The organism is Methylobacter sp. Wu1, assembly GCF_036553575.1.
Lineage (GTDB): Bacteria > Pseudomonadota > Gammaproteobacteria > Methylococcales > Methylomonadaceae > Methylobacter.
In genome coordinates this window covers 12,667-28,856 of the sequence record NZ_JAZHOC010000023.1, presented here as the reverse complement: position 1 = coordinate 28,856, position 16,190 = coordinate 12,667, and the positions used below count along the sequence as shown (strand labels likewise).

Genomic DNA, 16,190 nt, shown 5'->3' with positions numbered 1-16,190 from the left:
TTTATCGGCCCTGTTCGATACCGGAGAATTGTCGGGTGGTAAAGCCTACCCCAAGGCTCGACATGAGATAAAATAGAGTGCTTATGAGCGCATGCTTACCCCTATAATTGAAGCTCCATTCATGCTATTTAACTCATACATTTTTATTTTCCTATTCCTTCCCGTTACCGTTCTGGGTTTTTATTACATCGGCAAACGCAGCCACCCTCTGGCCCTGTTATGGCTTGCTGCTGCGTCGCTGTTTTTTTACAGCTGGTGGGATGTGCGTTTTATCGGGCTGTTATCGGGCTCGATCGTCTTCAATTACAGCGCGGGCTATTTGATCAGGGATAGGCATTCTCTCTACCCCGGCCAGGCAAAATTGTTATTGATCGGCGGCATCATGGCCAATTTAATATTGCTGGGCTATTTCAAGTACGCCAACTTTTTTATAGAAAACATAAACAGCCTGATCAACACTTCATTCTCGACCGGCGACATTCTATTGCCGCTGGGTATTTCGTTCTTTACTTTCACGCAGATCGCTTTCCTGGCGGATGCTTATCAGGACAAAGCAAAAGAGCATAATTTCATTCGCTATATATTGTTCGTGACTTATTTCCCGCATTTGATCGCCGGCCCCGTACTGCACCACAAGGAAATGATGCCGCAGTTCGCCAGGCACGACATCTGCCGGATCAACTGGGAAAATATCGCTACGGGCCTGACTATTTTTGTGCTCGGGCTCGCGAAAAAGATATTCATAGCCGACTCGCTGGCCGATTTTGCCACGCCTGTTTTTACAGCCGTTCAGCAAGGAGGGCAGCCGTTATTCTTCGAAGCATGGATAGGCGCCTTATCGTACTCGCTGCAATTGTATTTCGACTTTTCAGCGTATTCGGACATGGCGATCGGCTTGTCGCTGCTGTTCAACGTGCGCCTGCCGATCAATTTCAATTCTCCCTACAAGGCCTCCAGCATCATCGAATTCTGGCGCCGCTGGCATATCACGCTGTCGCGCTTTTTACGCGATTACCTGTATATTCCTTTGGGTGGCAACCGCCACGGCCCTGCGCAGCGTTATCTGAACTTGATGGTTACCATGCTGCTCGGCGGGCTGTGGCATGGCGCGGGCTGGACGTTTGTCATCTGGGGCGGGCTGCACGGTTTGTACCTGCTGATCAACCATGCCTGGCGCGAGCTGAAGGCCTTGGCAGGCTGGCAGGACGGCGGCAGGAATGCGCGCCTGTTATCCGGAATAGGCACTTTTCTGGCCGTCGTCGTCGGCTGGGTATTTTTTCGCGCCGACAACGTCGATACGGCCATGCGGATGCTCAACGGCATGATGGGGTTAAACGGCTGTTCGGTGTCCAATAAACTGGGCCGGTTCGAATTCAGCCAGGCGCTGGAAAATTTCGGCTTCCAGTTCAATGGCGTCATGACCTTGACCAGGCTGAAAACGGAGAAAATTATTCAGATATTGATCGTCACGATGATCATCGTCTTCAAACTGCCCAATATCGCGCAAATCATGGCCAATCATCAGGTGGCTTTAACGGCGCCGAATCCGGAAATCAGAAAACCGGGTCTCATTCACTGGCAGCCGTCGTTATGGCATGCCTTGTCGATTTTGATTCTGGGCTTTTTTGCGTTGATTAACTTATCGAAGCAGTCGCCTTTTTTGTATTTCCAGTTTTAAGCAATGAATTCTCTCGCGCATACTTTTAATTTCAGAAAATACAGCCTGACACTGATCGTACCTCTTACCATTGCCATATTGACGTTGTGGGGCGTGGAATGGTATTTCGAGCCGCTTGATGGCGATCTGACCAGAGTAGGGCATCTGCCGGAAAAGGATTTTGGCTGGAATCAGTCTCAACCGCTTATTGCTCAAGACCAGCTAAAGAGCGATGCGTTGACTGACTCAGACGTGTTTGTAATTGGCGATTCCTTTTCCGAACAACTGCTTTGGCAAACCCGGCTGCTGCCAAAGCATTTAAAACACAGCTTCATCCATTGGGACCAATTCAAGCCCTGCGAGAATATCGGCGACGCCTTGCGCCAGGCCGGGTTCAAAGGCCGCTATGTCGTGCTCGAAAGCCTTGAGCGTTATTTTCAGCAGCGTATGAACGCTATTTGCAAAAACAATGGCGGCATTGAAGTCAAAGTCCACAGCAAGCCTTCACCGCTCATGACGCGCACGCACTCGCTGATGACATCGATAAAAAGCCCAACGGGCGGTGAATGGACGCTCAAAACGCTGATCAACAAGATCAAGTTCACTTATCTGGAGAGGCCTGGCGATTTTATCGTTTTCAATAACGCACGGCTCGTCGCTATGGATGGCTGCGGCTTGTTTTCCCACCAATTATGCAACTATGGTTTGTTTTTCAATGGCGACTTCGATAAACCCCCGTTTGACTCAATAAACAATGTCCTGGCTATCAATAACAACCTGCTTAAGGCGGGTATTCAGCCTGTCTGGCTTGTTGTGCCGGATAAATCCACGGTTTATTTGAATAAACGCGTATCAACCCCTATCTGGGATACCTTGGCCCGGTATCCGGCATTATCAGCCCCGAACTTAGCCGATCTGTTTATACAGCAGAGTAAACTGGTCAAGGATTTCTATAAGCCCAACGACACGCATTTGAGCGTCAACGGTTATCTGTATCTCGGCGATCTCGTGGCGGAGCGGCTGAAGTAGCAAGGCCGGATGAGGGCGCCAGGCTTGAGCGGAAGAAGGCAATTTGGTACTGTGGCGCTATCATCAACGTCAACTTACGGAATTTCATTATGGCAGGCACAGTTACCGCTTTACTCATCACTTACTGGTTTTACAGGAGCGCCGAAGCGACCGGCAAAAATCCCTTATCCTCGGCCGGACTGGGCTTCCTGTCCTTCTTGATACCCTGCATTGTCTGGACTTTCGCAGTCACGCCGGGACTGCGCGATGCGGTCGAACACAACCCGGGCACCCTCTCAGGCCTGTTTGTCAATTACGCCTATATCGTCGTAGGCGCGGCTTGCGCCGCCTGGGTCAAGCACATGCATTTCAAGCAGGCCGCGTCGTAAAGTCTCGCTATAAACTGAATAACATATCATTCCCACGTTCCGGCGTGGGAAACCCAAATTGGAAGCCGCTCGCCGTTTACGATTAACAGACCAATCCATTGCGGCGCTAAACAATGAATCCGTTGAAGCATCTGGCAGCGCTAGAGCCCCTCATAATATTTGTTTGATTATGCCCCGTATTGCGTTAGACTTTGGTTTCGAATCGATACAATAATTAAAGCCGGTCTTAGAGGTGCATTATGAAACGCAAGCTACTGGATTTGCTGAGTATTTTGTTATTCAGCTTAATAGGACTCAGCTGGATCGGGGTTGCCAGCGCGAACCAACCCGATTTTGAACAGCTCAAGAAGAATTACTATGACGCTCACCCGGGCAAAGGATCACATGCCGACTACTGGGAGCCGATTCCCATCCAGAAATACTGGAACCCCAAGGATTTTTACAAGCCGCCCAAAACCGTTCAGGGCGAATTCGGCCGCGATGACTGCGCAGGCTGCCATCAAGCCACCAGCCCAGGCGCCTTCCATGCCTGGAAAAACAGCGTTCACAGCGACCTGGCCGCGATCCGCAATCTGCCGGACAGCGACGTGCGCGCCTACAAGAAGCAAAAACTGGCCGAAGTGGAAGCCAATCTGGTGAAACAAGGGCTCCTTGAAGAAGGCCAGCAACTCAATCAGGTCGGCTGTATCGATTGTCATGGCGGCGTCGGCAAGGAAACCATCAACCACGCCGAGAATCTGGTGATGCCGGACCGTGCCGCCTGCGGCTCGTGCCATCTGGATGAATTCGCCGAAGCGGAGTCGGAAAAAGATCAGGAATGGCCACAAAAACAGTGGAGTAAAGGCCATCCTTCCCACGCGGTTGACTGGGAGGCCAACGTCGAAAACACCATCTGGGCGGCCATGCCGCAGCGGGAAGTGGCGCAAGGCTGCGATATGTGCCATTACCAGCAGAATAAATGTGACGGCTGCCATACCCGACACACCTTCTCCGTCGCCGAGGCCCGGCAACCGGAAGCCTGCGCCACCTGCCACAACGGCGTAGACCACAACGAGTTTGAGAACTTCATGATGTCCAAGCACGGCACCCAGTACCAAACACAGGGTAAAGCCAAATGGGATTTTGAAGCTCCGCTGAAAGACGCCATCGCCAAGGGCGGCTATACGGCGCCGACGTGCCAGCTCTGTCACTTTGAATACAAAGGCGAATATTCCCACAATCTGGTGCGCAAAGTGCGCTGGGCATTCAACCCGACGCCGGCCATCGCCGACAATCTCGGTCATCCGTGGTTTGAGGACCGCAAGCAGGCCTGGGTCGACACCTGCAGCCTGTGCCATTCAGCCAGCTTCGCCAAGGCCTATCTGGATGCGGCCGACAAAGGCACCATTCAGGCATTGGAAGTGGAACAAGAGGCCAAGAAAGTCGTTACCAAACTTTATGACGACGGCCTGCTGGTCGGCCAGAAAACCAACCGGCCTGCGCCCCCGGCTCCGGAAAAAGACGTGCCGGGCGGATTCTTCCAGTTGTTCTGGGCAAAGGGCAACAACCCCAGCCGCGTGGAGCGTATCCATGCCGATATGTGGGAACATGACCTGATCAAGCACTATAAAGGTATTTTCCACGCCAATCCCGGAGGCTTCACCTACACCGAAGGCTGGTCGGAACTCATGAAGGACTATACCAACATCATGGATGAAGACACGCGTTTGCGTGCAGCGGCCGGTAAGACCGCGCCTGCTCCGGCTTCTGCTCCGGCATCCTCTTCAGCTGGTGAAAAAGGTGGCGATAACAGCCTGCTCATCAGCGGCCTGTTGCTGATCGTGTTCGGATTGTCTGTAGCTTACATGGTCTTGAGGCCTGTTCGGAGCCAAAAGCCGGAGAAGCTGGAAGAACCGGATAAAGCGCAGTCGGAAGCTGTGAGCGAACAGGGCAGAGAGCAAGAGTGATGTCCCGGAAAATAAGAGAAGGACTGCTTATGCTGATCAGTATCGCCCTGCTGACGACGGGCGGCGCGATACTGTACCGGCAACTGCTGCCTCCGTCCTCTGCCAAGGCGGGTGGCGCGACAAGCGGCGATCAGCTCAATGTCCGCCATGCGCCGGAACCGCAAGCCGATGTGCAGGGCCGTTTCCCTGCGCAGTCGGTCGAGCGCTATGCCTTCAGCCAGGACGGCAAGGATCTGTTCAGCCTGTTGGTGGCCCGGTATCAGGACAGCGCCGGCCTGCCGCAGGGCGCGGTCCTGTTTCCGAAGGACGCGCAGGAGATTGCTTCCAGCCCGACCGGCCTGCGCCATGCCGTCTGGCAATCGGCGGCCGACGTCATTGCCCGCAAGGCGCCGCAGGACGCGCTGTTCCTGAGCTGGTGGGACGACGGCCAGCGCATTCATTATCTGAGCGGCAAGGAGGCCTGGCTGCGCAAGCCGTCCGATAAAACCTTCGCCCATCCGGTCTGGAAGGGGTTGAAGGACGGCTTGCCGGCGGCATCGGATGAGGAGCGCACGCGCCTGGCCCAAATGGCCCGCTGGCTGACCATGGACAGCGAAAAAGCCCTGGCCGAAATCGCCGCGCATTTTGGCCCGTCGCAGCCCGTTTATCTGCTGGTCAACAATGATCTGCTATTGCATCTGGCCGAGCTTACCGCCTACGGCGGCGCGCCTTTATCGCTCGATTCAAAAAATATCCCGGCGGGTAATGATCTGCATGGGGATATTGCCCTGGTCAAGCGTTGGGCTAATGAGACAGGCAGCGGCAATTATCTGGCGCAAAAAGAGGATAGTTATTACCGTGTCTGGTCAACGCCCGATGCGAAAGCCAAAAATGCCCTGTTGGTGAGATTGCTGCCTTTTGTGGATTCGCTGAAAAAGTTGCCTGAAGGCGTCAGTCTGGTCTATCAGAGCCATTGGGGCGGATTCTTGTCCGTTTACAAAATTGAGCATCAGCCAATCCATTAAAAAGCGTAAAAGCTTTGGATCTGACGTTATAGCTGCAAATATCAATTTGACAGGATTTACGCAAGCCTGTGGCGGCGGCTTCGCCTAAAGCGCCTACTGTTGGCAGTCGCCCCACAGGTTTTAAAACTGCTCGTTTCGGCAGGTGAGCAGGCAAACTGCGTAAGTCCTGTTTTTGAATCAAATCTGGCTGGTAGGATTCGATCCTGAGCGAATGATGGAATGTTTTAAAAACGAGTGAGATGGTGTCAAAACTTTATTGCAATAATTTGTTGGATAACGCGGAAGCCCAGCCTTTCGCATCCAAAGAAAAACTTGAATCTAACAAAGACTTGAAGATGGGGTCGAGTTAAGTATAACTGAGCTACGACGAGGGCGAGCATTCTGCATTATATTCTTCCTCGAGTACGCTGAGTTGCTCCCGATCCATCTCCAGTTCATCCTCCAATGCCTGTATTCCGTTCTTGATCTCCTCGATTTGATTGGCATCTTGACTCGGCTGTTTCTGCAGCTCACCGAGATGATCCCTCTGACTATCAATTTCGCGCTCCTTCATTTCGATTTCTTGCTTCAATGATTTGATGGCTTCCGCCGTCCTCTCGCAGAAAGTTCCGGTTGCATGATCATTATCCTCGGGCGGTTGAGTAAACATGAGTAGCCCTCCATTCTGTTGATGGTGATAAGCATTACTATCTGCCCCGACATGCCGCATAACCGGCTGCCGACGACGCATGCGTGGCGGGCAGGCCGGATTGACGCGATGGTTAGTCATTTATACTGAACCGAGATGGATTTCCGTTGCTTTCATAGCTATTGTTCATGTTTTCAGCTGAATTTCCATTCGCACCATTACTGTCTGGCTCAACAGGCGTTGAATCATTCATTCGGACTTTATGGAAAAGACTGACTGTCTGCTGTTGAGTGATTCTGCCATTTCTCTGCATTCATCCCATCCATGGGGCTTATGCAGATGCAAATATATTTCCATGCACTCGTTCCTGGTGAACCAAACTGCTTAACCTTGCGCCAGATCCGCATCATGGTCGATGACATACATGAGCCGGACCAGCCGTTCTCGGCCATGCGGGCCACACACAGGAAGGCGTTGCCTTCGGCGGCGAAGTCAGGCTGGAGCGCCTGTGAAAATCTGTAATTCTTCAGCCAGTTGCCATGAAATCGTACTGAACATGGCGCAAGGACAGCGCCTGCAAAGCCTCGTCCATGCACATATGGTCGGGCAGCGGGATGGTGCCGAGATTGTTGTCTTTTTTATACAAAATCTGGCGTTATCTGGAATTTTTTAATCCAGCATTTATCAAAATCAAAGCTTTTAAATAGATCGGACGGAAGTTTAAGCATCAATGTTATCCCTATCCGGCTAACATGCTCAAATAGGTTATCCCATTTAGAAAACGAGGACCTGGATAATAACTTATCAGGCCCGTCCTGAATGAAAGGAGGTGATGTTCGATATGCCTTGCATGAAGTCTAACATTGCATTGCCTTTTTATTAAGGAGACGAGCCATGAAAAAAATAAGTCAATTGAGGAATGCTGGCGTTTTGGCTGGATTCCTTACCTGTCTGTCAATGCGGCCGCGCTTCATTCAGGCGGTGATGCTTTCGTTTCTAGTGTTGCCAATCGGTCTTGCCGAAGCGGGAGATACCGAGATGACCCGCGTGATTGAACTCCACGTAAGTTCGACGTCTCCCAATGCGGCCAGAGACAATCTCTCAGCGGCTCCCCCAACTGATAATACGATAACGATACTATCCCAGAAGCGTGCCCAAGGCGCACCGCCCAAACAACGCAATCCGGAGCTTTCTCAACAGAATCTCATCATTGTCGGAGTGAATGCGCGGGGCCAGGAGATTTCTCGAACTGTTATGCTCGATCCAAGGATAATTCGGGCAGAGACGGCTGAACCGTCTGGGAAGCTCACTTCCTCAGGACTTCTTTATCGAAACGATGCAACTTTTTCGGTCATGGTACCCGATGAGCCTGGCGTCATTGGGTTAAAAGTTTATCAACCGCGCTGGTCAGGTGCTGAATACACGTTGGATCTTATAGGCGAAGCCAAGCTTCCGGAGGTGGGTCATGATTAAGCCCATCGGCATGAGTTTTCGCCTCAGTCAGCTCTTCCGGAAATCCGTGATCTTCTGCCTGGTAATCGCATCAGCAGGATTCTCGCCATGGACATCCGGCGAACCCGTAACTACCATTCGCAACAATGGCAATTCTGCAAACAGGGTAGATTTGGTAATTTTGGGTGATGGCTATACAAGTGCGGAGTTGGGGAAATACGCCACGGATGCAGAACAGGCTGTGCAGGGCTTCTTTGCACAAGAACCGTTCAAGGAATATCAAAAATATTTCAATGTGCACCGGGTGGATGTGACGAGCGCGGAATCAGGGGCAGATCATCCTGAAAACACGCCTCCCACCAGCAAAAACACCGCTTTTGACGCGACTTATAACTGTGGGAACATTGAACGGCTGATTTGCGTCACTGTCTCGAAAGTTCAGACGGTACTCGACAATAGTGTACGAGCTGATCAACGGGATATGGTTCTCGTTGTGGTAAACGATACAAAATACGGAGGTTCCGGAGGAAGCATCTCGGTGGCTTCTCTGAATTCCGCGGTTATCGAACTTGTCTTACACGAGGTTGGCCACAGCTTTGGACTGCTGGCGGATGAATATGAATATACTCCCCCTTCTTGCAACAATACAGTGGAACCATCTGAGGCAAACGCCACCCGCCAAACGAATAGAAATCAGATAAAATGGAACGTCGGAGGCGGACCTCCCGCTGGCTGGATAGATCCTGCCACACCCGTTCCCACCACCTCGACCAATCCGGGCGTACCCGGGCTCTACCAAGGAGCAAAGTATTGCGGCACCGGATTATTCCGTCCTACCTTTAACTCCAAGATGCGGACACTTGGCCCTCCGTTTGAGCAGGTCAATGAAGAACAGCTCATCAAACGGGTCTACAACTGGGTTTCGCCACTGGATTCCAGTACCCCGCAGCCTTCCGACATAACTCTCGCGCTTGGAAACAATCAGGCTTTCAAGGTCACCGTACCGGCTCCTAATACGCATTCTCTGTCAGTTACGTGGTACGTAGATAAATCGCAAGCAGCAACGGGCCTGGCATTTACCTTTAATTCCGCGAGGTTCGGAGCTGGTCCTCATACCGTTCAGGTCGTTGTGGACGATCCGACGCCTAAGGTAAGGAGCGACCCCGCGGATGTGTTGAGGGAGGCGAGGACATGGAACATTACTGTCAATGCGCCAGCGCTGAACTGCTTTGGCATGCGCGCAACTATCGTTGGCACTGATGGCAATAATTTCCTGCAAGGGACGCCCGGCAACGACGTCATCGCCGGGCTGGGCGGCAATGACATTATCAACGGCAGAGGCGGCAATGACCGTCTCTGCGGCGATGCGGGCAGGGATGTGATCTTGGGCGGAGATGGCAACGACTCCCTTGATGGAGGCCCCGGCCTCGACGTGCTTAACGGCGGCTCGGGCTCTGACTCCTGCATTAACGGCGAAGTGAACGTCGCTTGTCGCCCATAAAAAGCGCGGGTGAACAAGCCGAGGCAGAGGCGAATCTCTGGAGAGCAATAACAACCCTGCCTGATGCGTGGAGCGGGATGCGCCTTAATCGGCGTTCCCGCTCCACGTGAAATCGCTGCCATTATCCAAAGAAAAGGCTAAAGAGCCTTTTTTCGTCCAGGCAAGCCGTTCGTGATGAATCGATTGGCTTAACCCGGCGCCAGATCCGCGTTATGGTCGATGACATACATGAACCGGACCAGCGTCTCGCGCTCGGCGTGGTCCTTGAACCAGCCGTTCTCGGCCATGCGGGCCTCGCACAGGAAGGCGTTGCCTTCGGCGGCGAAGTCAGGCTGGAGCGTCCGTGAAAATTCGTAGTTCTTGATCCAGTGGCTGCGGATGTTTGGCGTGAAGTCGTGCTGAATGTAGCGGAACGACAGCGCCTGCAAAGCCTCGTCCATGCGCGTATGGCCGGGCAGCAGGATCGTGTCGGGATCGCTGTCCTCTTTGGCCTGAAACGCCGCGATGATCATGCGGCTGCCGGGCCGCAGCTTGGCGTTGAGCTTGGTCAGCGTCTTGTTGTAATCGCCCATGAAGTAAATGGAATCGATGGCCAGGATGACATCGTAATCGCCGCCGGGCAGCTCATCCTGAATCAGATCCGCGCACCGGAAATTCAGCGTGGCGGCCTTGTCCCGGGTTCTGGCCTGCGCCTGGGCAATGGCGATATCCGCATAATCGAGGCCCAGGATGTTGCAGCCAGCTTTTTCGTGGAGATACTCTGTGATGTGGCCGTTGGAGCAGCCGATTTCCAGCACTTTTTCGCCGGTCTTGAGCAGCGAGGCCAGAAAATCCATCTCCTCGACATCCATCATGCCGTGCTGGCACAGGTCCCTGCCATAAACGGCCTCGCAGAAGCGCGAGTGCGCCTGACTTTCGGCTGCGCGCCGGAAATATTCGTTGTACCAAGCCTTCGAAAACATTTCCGCCTGCCCCATGTCGGCCGTGTGGTTCATCAGTTCATTCATACTCTGTTCCATACTCGCCTTTTACCCCCGTTGTTTAATAAATCATTACTTTCTAATATAACATCTGGACCGCTTTTTGAATAGGTCCGTATTTCAAGCTTAGAATTGGAAAAACGGCCACTCGGGATCGAGCCCGAGCAGGATCTGCCCGACCGATTCCAGCTTGCTGGCATTCAAAAAGCCGTGCTGCGTGATGACGTGAATGTCGCGGAAGTGCCGCTCAAAGGCATACTCCTCGCGGATGCCCGAAGCGCCGGCGATCTCGTGAATGAGGCTCACGGCCTTCGCGCATTCGAGCGTGGCATGCGTCATGGCCAGTTGCATCCGGCCTTTCAGCGCTACTGTGATGGGCCTGCCGGAAACGGCTTCCTGCCAGGCTTCTTCGAGCGTGCCAAAGAAAAAGGCGCGGCTGGCGCCGAGCTTGGCTTCGGCCTGCGCTAGCTGCGACTGCACGACCCCGTAATCTTTGAGCGTCCTAGCGCCATAGGCCGGCGTCTTGTTGATGATGAGTTCTATCGCTCCATCGATGGCCGCGCGTGTGATGCCGAGCGCCGGCGCGACGAGCGCCGCGATCGCCGGCCAGACCGTCAGCCGGTAAAGCGGGCCTTGATAGGCGCTGCCCGGCTTCTCCAGCGGCCCCCACGGCGCGGCCCAGTGCTCAGGGATGAACGCGTCCCGCATCTCGACGTCATGGCTGCCGCTGCCGCGCATGCCCATCGTGTTCCAGTTGTCGACGATTTCGGCTTCGGCTGCGGGAACTGCAATCAATCGCATCTCGGGCACGCCATTGGCATCCAGGCGCAACTTGTCGCCGTCATACATATTGGCGAAGCCGATAAATGCCGTGGCATGGTGCGCGCCGCTCACGAATGACGTGCGTCCTGAGATGCGATAGCCGCCCGCGACCGGAACGGCTTTGCGCGCGGGATTGAAAGCGCCGACCGGAATCGCGTCGACATTGAAAATCTCCTGCGCGGCCTGGTCACTGAACCAGGGCGCGAACATATCGTGTGCGACGGCGATTTGCAGGTTCCAGCCCGCCGCGCTGTCGATGCGTGAAACGGCCTCGATAATGCGTAAACCGGAAACTGGATCAAGCTCGAAGCCGCCGAACGCCTTCGGCCGCCACAGCCGGTAAAGTCCTGCCTGGTGCATTGCTTTGGCTACGGGCGCGGCCAGCTTCCGGTTGCGCTCGGCTTCAGACGCGTGCTGCCGGATGATCGGCTCGATTTCCCGAACGGCTCTTAGAAGGGTATCGGTTGTGGACATGAAAGTCTCCTGTATTTACATCGTAATCGAATTCAGGCGCGAAACTCATCGCCTGCCTAGACCGGATTATAACCCATGAAAACCATAATTTATTTATGGAAATGCTATAAACTTCGTAGCGCAAGACTTCAGGAGTTCCTGATCAAAGAGCAGTCGTTTTCGAGAAATGATGAAGATGACTCTTTTGACTTAATTCCGACCTCCGAATAGATCATTACAAGTCGAACAACCATAAAGAGATACTTGACCATCTGGCATAAGCAATTTTCCAGTACCACCGGCTCGGATTTCCCAGGTAACGTTAGAACCATCCAACATTGCACGACCTCGGATATAACAGGGAAGATAATCAAAATTTGCGTGTAAACCGGCCTGATCGATTATCTTGGCCCGATTGAAAAAAGCGGACACGTCTTCAGCAGACATGCTGAAGTCACTGCAGAATTCCCCTCCATTTTCAAACCCTGCTTCGGTCACATAAATCTTATCCAGCGAAGTAGATTCTTTGGGTATAAACGAACAACTCACCTGAAAAAGAATTATCAAGACATTGCCCCATTTTCTCGTAGACTGATAATGCCTCTTTAGATCAGTAATCATTTCCATTGCGCCGTTTTGGCTTCAGATGCTTGTTTATATGAAACTTCGGGATGACGATAAATATCATTACCGGACAGACTCAAACTGGACTGGAGTACAGAAATGAGCCAGGTTAAAGAACTGTTTTGCTGCTTATTGACTATCTCATAAGAATCCGACTTTGAGTCAAAGCTGCCGACTATTTCGATTCCCAAGGAGTCTTCATTGGTCGGATATCGATCTGGATAATTCTTGCTCATCTCGTGCTTGCTAAGATTTTTGATACGGACTCCGTAAGCTTCCCCTTTCTTAAAAAGAATGGCTTCAATTTTCTTTAACTCATCGGCAGAACATGATTTCAACTCGCCGCACCGGCTACGGATATTGCCTACATGCCAACACTTTTGATTAATACGCGCCGTCTGATAAATCGTCCCATCCTTATCTATCAGAAAATGAGCGCCGTTAGCGCCATCGTTATAACTACTGAGCGAGGACTGAGCATTACCTGACCCCGTCTGATGAATAATTATTGCATTTACAATTGACAGCGAGCCTTTCTCGATTTTGCTATTAACTTTATCGATTATTTTGGGTGTAACCAGCTTGCCGTTTTTTATCTCTACAGCCAGATCTGAAGTCGATTCAGCCATGTGTTCTCCTTAATTTAATATTTAATTTCCTAAAAACAAACTCGCTGTAATTAAATCACTCTCAGATAGTAAATGTAGCGTTATCTATGTGCTCTTCGTAACAAAATCCGGATTTTTAACCCATCAGGCTTTAAAACCGCTTGTTTCGGCGGATGAACAGGCAAACTGCGTAAGTCCTGCCCATAAAAAGCGTTTGCATCCCGAATAACTATTTAAATCCTGTACCTTACAATGCCTCTCTCTAAAATCGACATTCAGGATGGGTTCAAACAATGCCATCAACGCACTGGGTAAAAGAAAGCGCGTTCTAAATCTGGTTTCTCAATATGGACATGTGGCGGCAGCGCGTGCTGAAACGAGCGCTCGATGCTCCAGAGACTTTGATTTCTCGGCAATCGGCCCGTCTATTCCACCATACTGGATATTAGCTGTGGGCGCGGCCATGCGTTCAGGATGCTCGACCAGCATTTCAATCTGGCCTATATCTACGCCATTGAAATCGATGATGCGCTGATAGGCGATGACGTCCGGTAGGCTGAACACTGCCAGCGCCCTGTGATTATAACGGCCGGCAATGCCAAAGCCTTGCCTTATACCGACCAGTCATTCGACATGATCTTCTGCTATCAGAGCTTTCACCATATCGTGCAGCATGAAAAAGTCATCGCTGAGTTTTAACGCGTACTTAAACCCGGCGGCATTTTGCTGTTTGCCGAATCGTGCCGGAAATTCATCCATTCTTTCTTGATACGCGCTGTCCCGGCATCCGATGCATGTACTGAAAACGCCTGATGAGTCTATCTCGCTAGCCCGGATATTTCATGAAACCATAGAGATCACGAACGACTGCATGGATGCAGGAGGTAGAATTGCGTCTGGAACAGCAATCGGAAACACGAATAAAATCAAGGTGTTGCCATTTTCTTCCCGTCACTTTATGAATTCGTCCGGAAACATAGGCAAGCATTTGAATTGAAAAACTTTCATGTACTTCGTCTCCTTCGTGGTGAAATATTCAGGTTAGTTGAAGTGAGAGAAAATGTATCAATTTTCAGAAAATCACATGATCCCATGATTGATTTTAAAGGCGCTCACTATCCGGAAAGCCGTTACTCTCTACGTTGTTTTCTTCTCTGTCCACTACGCTGCTTTCTGGTGCATGAATGAAACCAGTATTAAAGTTAAAGGTGAATGGATTTATTTGTATCGTGCCACTGAAACGGCGCATATGATTTGAAAGGAGGTAGCTTATTGAAGAAAGCATTCCTGCTTATAAGCAGTTTATGGCTCGAACAGGATAATTTTGTCTAAAAAATAGGCGCTATCTACATTTGTTTAAATTTTGCGACAGAACCAATAGAGTTATGGACGAAAACCAATATGATCATTTAATTGGAAAAATCTACGATGCTGCGGTCATGCCGGAGTTATGGCCGGTTTTTCTGGAACAGTTGTCGGATACTTTCAAAAGCAAGGGCACAGCACTTTATCTGGTCGATTTTGCTGACCGCAGTTCCACTTGCCGTAGCGATGGCATTTCCTTTATTCAAACCGTCCGCACAGACCCTGAAACCGTCGTGTCTTACGAGCGCTATTATTCCAAGGTCAATGTTTGGCTTGAAAATTCCAAAGATTTACCTGAAGGCGAACTGATAACATCTGATCGCCTGTTTCCCGTGCAGGAATTTGTCAAGACTGAATGGTATAACGATTGGCTTAAACCGCAGGATTATTTTCATGCCATGATCGGGCATCTTATCAAGCGGGATACGCTGACAGTGCGTCTGTCGATTTTTAGATCCAAACAACAACCATTTTCTGCTGATGAAACAGCACTCTTCGCCCGCTTGGTGCCGCATCTGCGCCGTTCTTGTATGATCCACAAGAAATTTTTCGAAGTTAAAAGCGTGCTAACTACGGATACCGTCCTCTTGAACCGCTTGCCAGTCGGATTGGTTGTGTTCGATAAATGCGGCCAAGCCATATTTGTCAATCACATGGCAGACATTTTAATCCGCTCTTCTGATGGCTTTTGTCTCGATGCCGCAGGCCGCTGTCTGACGGGTAACGCTAATGAAACCCGCGCCTTGAATCAGTTAATCGGCAATGCCGCAGAACTGGGGCAAAGCAATGCGATGAGTTTGCACCGGGATAGCACAAAGCGACCGTTATCGGCCATAGTGATATCGCTAAAAAACCAACCCTTACCTTTTTTCGATTCGGAGCCATCCGTTGTGCTATTTATTGGCGACCCGGATATGCTGCTCGATTTAGACGGCAACCTGTTGATGCAATGCTACGGCTTATCCCCGGCCGAAGCCAAACTCGCGACCGCTTTACTGCGTGGACAAACGCCAGGCGATTATGCGAAAACACAATATATCAGCAATAACACCGTAAAAACGCAGTTAAAGCAGGTACTGGCAAAAACGGGCACGCATCGTCAATCCGAACTCATACAACTACTGACAACAGGTTTTGGTATGCTTGCATCACCGGCTAATACCGCTTTAACAAAAGATTGATCCTCACCTGCTTATATTCCCACAGATTTATTTTCAAGCCTTTCCCCTTATGATCGCGAGTATGCTGGAGGGGATAGATGAGGAAGAATCGAAATAAAGACTTCCTCATTCCAGCTTTCCCGTCAAATTGCCTCACCTTCTGTTACATCTCGCTACGAGACGGGAAGCCGAGTAGTCCCCAGAAGCGATAGGGCTGGACGTTTTCCCACTGCGCTGTTTGCGGAAGGAAAATGCAAAGCTATCCGACATCGCGTTGCCTGCAGGGATGCAGGTACTTAGCGTGAGCAGGATGCGGAAGCTGCGAGTCATTGTGGATGGATACCTTAACCCCTTGTTGGATTAAGGCGAAGGCCGCAGGCAATAGCGGTTGCGTGATTTTTGCTGCTTGCTTGGGCTGAGAGGCCAAAAACAAGCTTTCGCAAAAATAGCGACTCCCCGGTTCATTTTTCACCCTAACGGGTGATGCATTGTTGAATCGATTGATTTAATTTATTTGCTCATAGGCTATTACAGCGGGTTCAGCCTGCTTGGATTGTCTAATAAAAGAGTCGAAGGTAACTGTAGCGATTGCC

General features: G+C 51.2%; 16 protein-coding genes. 10 read left to right on the top strand and 6 right to left on the bottom strand.

What is annotated here, in order from left to right; all coding sequences use genetic code 11:
• Window positions 1–121 precede the first annotated feature (121 nt).
• From V2P20_RS02310 to haoB, 5 genes are all read left to right on the top strand, one after another.
• Entirely contained in the window at window positions 122–1,678 is a 1,557-nt protein-coding gene (locus V2P20_RS02310; RefSeq protein ID WP_331815721.1) for an MBOAT family protein, read from the top strand.
• A 3-nt stretch (window positions 1,679–1,681) separates the two neighbouring features.
• Entirely contained in the window at window positions 1,682–2,686 is a 1,005-nt protein-coding gene (locus V2P20_RS02305) for a hypothetical protein (RefSeq protein WP_331815719.1), read from the top strand.
• 89 nt (window positions 2,687–2,775) lie between these two features.
• Complete coding sequence (locus tag V2P20_RS02300; protein WP_331815717.1) at window positions 2,776–3,054, top strand: hypothetical protein; 279 nt, start codon at window positions 2,776–2,778, stop codon at window positions 3,052–3,054.
• Window positions 3,055–3,293: 239 nt separating this feature from the next.
• Window positions 3,294–5,000 (top strand): multiheme c-type cytochrome, encoded by a 1,707-nt coding sequence (locus V2P20_RS02295; protein ID WP_331815715.1) that lies wholly within the window; start codon window positions 3,294–3,296, stop codon window positions 4,998–5,000.
• Window positions 5,001–5,029: 29 nt separating this feature from the next.
• Window positions 5,030–6,004, top strand: coding sequence for a hydroxylamine oxidation protein HaoB (haoB, locus tag V2P20_RS02290; protein WP_331815713.1), 975 nt, complete (start codon window positions 5,030–5,032; stop codon window positions 6,002–6,004).
• A 361-nt stretch (window positions 6,005–6,365) separates the two neighbouring features.
• Here the strand turns inward: haoB and V2P20_RS02285 are convergent, their stop codons facing one another.
• The gene (locus V2P20_RS02285; RefSeq protein WP_331815711.1) at window positions 6,366–6,773 is read right to left on the bottom strand and encodes a hypothetical protein; all 408 of its coding nucleotides are present in this window, start codon (window positions 6,771–6,773) and stop codon (window positions 6,366–6,368) included.
• Between the two features lie 198 nt (window positions 6,774–6,971).
• Between V2P20_RS02285 and V2P20_RS02280 the strand changes: the two genes are divergently transcribed.
• The 3 genes from V2P20_RS02280 to V2P20_RS02270 all read left to right on the top strand — a co-directional run bounded on the left by V2P20_RS02280 (window position 6,972) and on the right by V2P20_RS02270 (window position 9,585).
• A complete protein-coding gene (locus tag V2P20_RS02280; RefSeq protein WP_331815709.1) occupies window positions 6,972–7,154 on the top strand; it encodes a hypothetical protein in 183 nt (60 codons plus the stop codon).
• 372 nt (window positions 7,155–7,526) lie between these two features.
• Window positions 7,527–8,105 carry a hypothetical protein gene (locus tag V2P20_RS02275; RefSeq protein WP_331815707.1) on the top strand — a complete coding sequence of 193 codons (579 nt, stop codon included), beginning with the start codon at window positions 7,527–7,529 and terminating at the stop codon, window positions 8,103–8,105.
• The gene (locus V2P20_RS02270) at window positions 8,098–9,585 is read left to right on the top strand and encodes a M64 family metallopeptidase (protein ID WP_331815705.1); all 1,488 of its coding nucleotides are present in this window, start codon (window positions 8,098–8,100) and stop codon (window positions 9,583–9,585) included. The genes V2P20_RS02275 and V2P20_RS02270 overlap by 8 nt, the downstream gene beginning before the upstream one ends.
• Window positions 9,586–9,773: 188 nt before the next feature.
• On the opposite strand, the gene V2P20_RS02265 is transcribed toward V2P20_RS02270, so the two are convergent.
• The 5 genes from V2P20_RS02265 to V2P20_RS02245 form a co-directional block, all read right to left on the bottom strand.
• A complete protein-coding gene (locus tag V2P20_RS02265; protein ID WP_331815703.1) occupies window positions 9,774–10,592 on the bottom strand; it encodes a class I SAM-dependent methyltransferase in 819 nt (272 codons plus the stop codon).
• A gap of 99 nt (window positions 10,593–10,691) precedes the next feature.
• Complete coding sequence (locus V2P20_RS02260) at window positions 10,692–11,861, bottom strand: acyl-CoA dehydrogenase family protein (protein WP_331815700.1); 1,170 nt, start codon at window positions 11,859–11,861, stop codon at window positions 10,692–10,694.
• A 189-nt stretch (window positions 11,862–12,050) separates the two neighbouring features.
• Window positions 12,051–12,461 (bottom strand): hypothetical protein, encoded by a 411-nt coding sequence (locus tag V2P20_RS02255; protein WP_331815697.1) that lies wholly within the window; start codon window positions 12,459–12,461, stop codon window positions 12,051–12,053.
• The gene (locus V2P20_RS02250) at window positions 12,458–13,093 is read right to left on the bottom strand and encodes a peptidoglycan recognition family protein (RefSeq protein WP_331815695.1); all 636 of its coding nucleotides are present in this window, start codon (window positions 13,091–13,093) and stop codon (window positions 12,458–12,460) included. The genes V2P20_RS02255 and V2P20_RS02250 overlap by 4 nt, the downstream gene beginning before the upstream one ends.
• A gap of 321 nt (window positions 13,094–13,414) precedes the next feature.
• The gene (locus V2P20_RS02245) at window positions 13,415–13,636 is read right to left on the bottom strand and encodes a hypothetical protein (protein WP_331815692.1); all 222 of its coding nucleotides are present in this window, start codon (window positions 13,634–13,636) and stop codon (window positions 13,415–13,417) included.
• A gap of 12 nt (window positions 13,637–13,648) precedes the next feature.
• Between V2P20_RS02245 and V2P20_RS02240 the strand changes: the two genes are divergently transcribed.
• Both V2P20_RS02240 and V2P20_RS02235 read left to right on the top strand, forming a co-directional pair.
• On the top strand, window positions 13,649–13,771 hold the full coding sequence (locus tag V2P20_RS02240; protein ID WP_331815689.1) for a methyltransferase domain-containing protein: 123 nt from the start codon (window positions 13,649–13,651) through the stop codon (window positions 13,769–13,771).
• A gap of 686 nt (window positions 13,772–14,457) precedes the next feature.
• Complete coding sequence (locus V2P20_RS02235) at window positions 14,458–15,618, top strand: helix-turn-helix transcriptional regulator (RefSeq protein WP_331815686.1); 1,161 nt, start codon at window positions 14,458–14,460, stop codon at window positions 15,616–15,618.
• The last annotated feature ends 572 nt before the right edge of the window (window positions 15,619–16,190 follow it).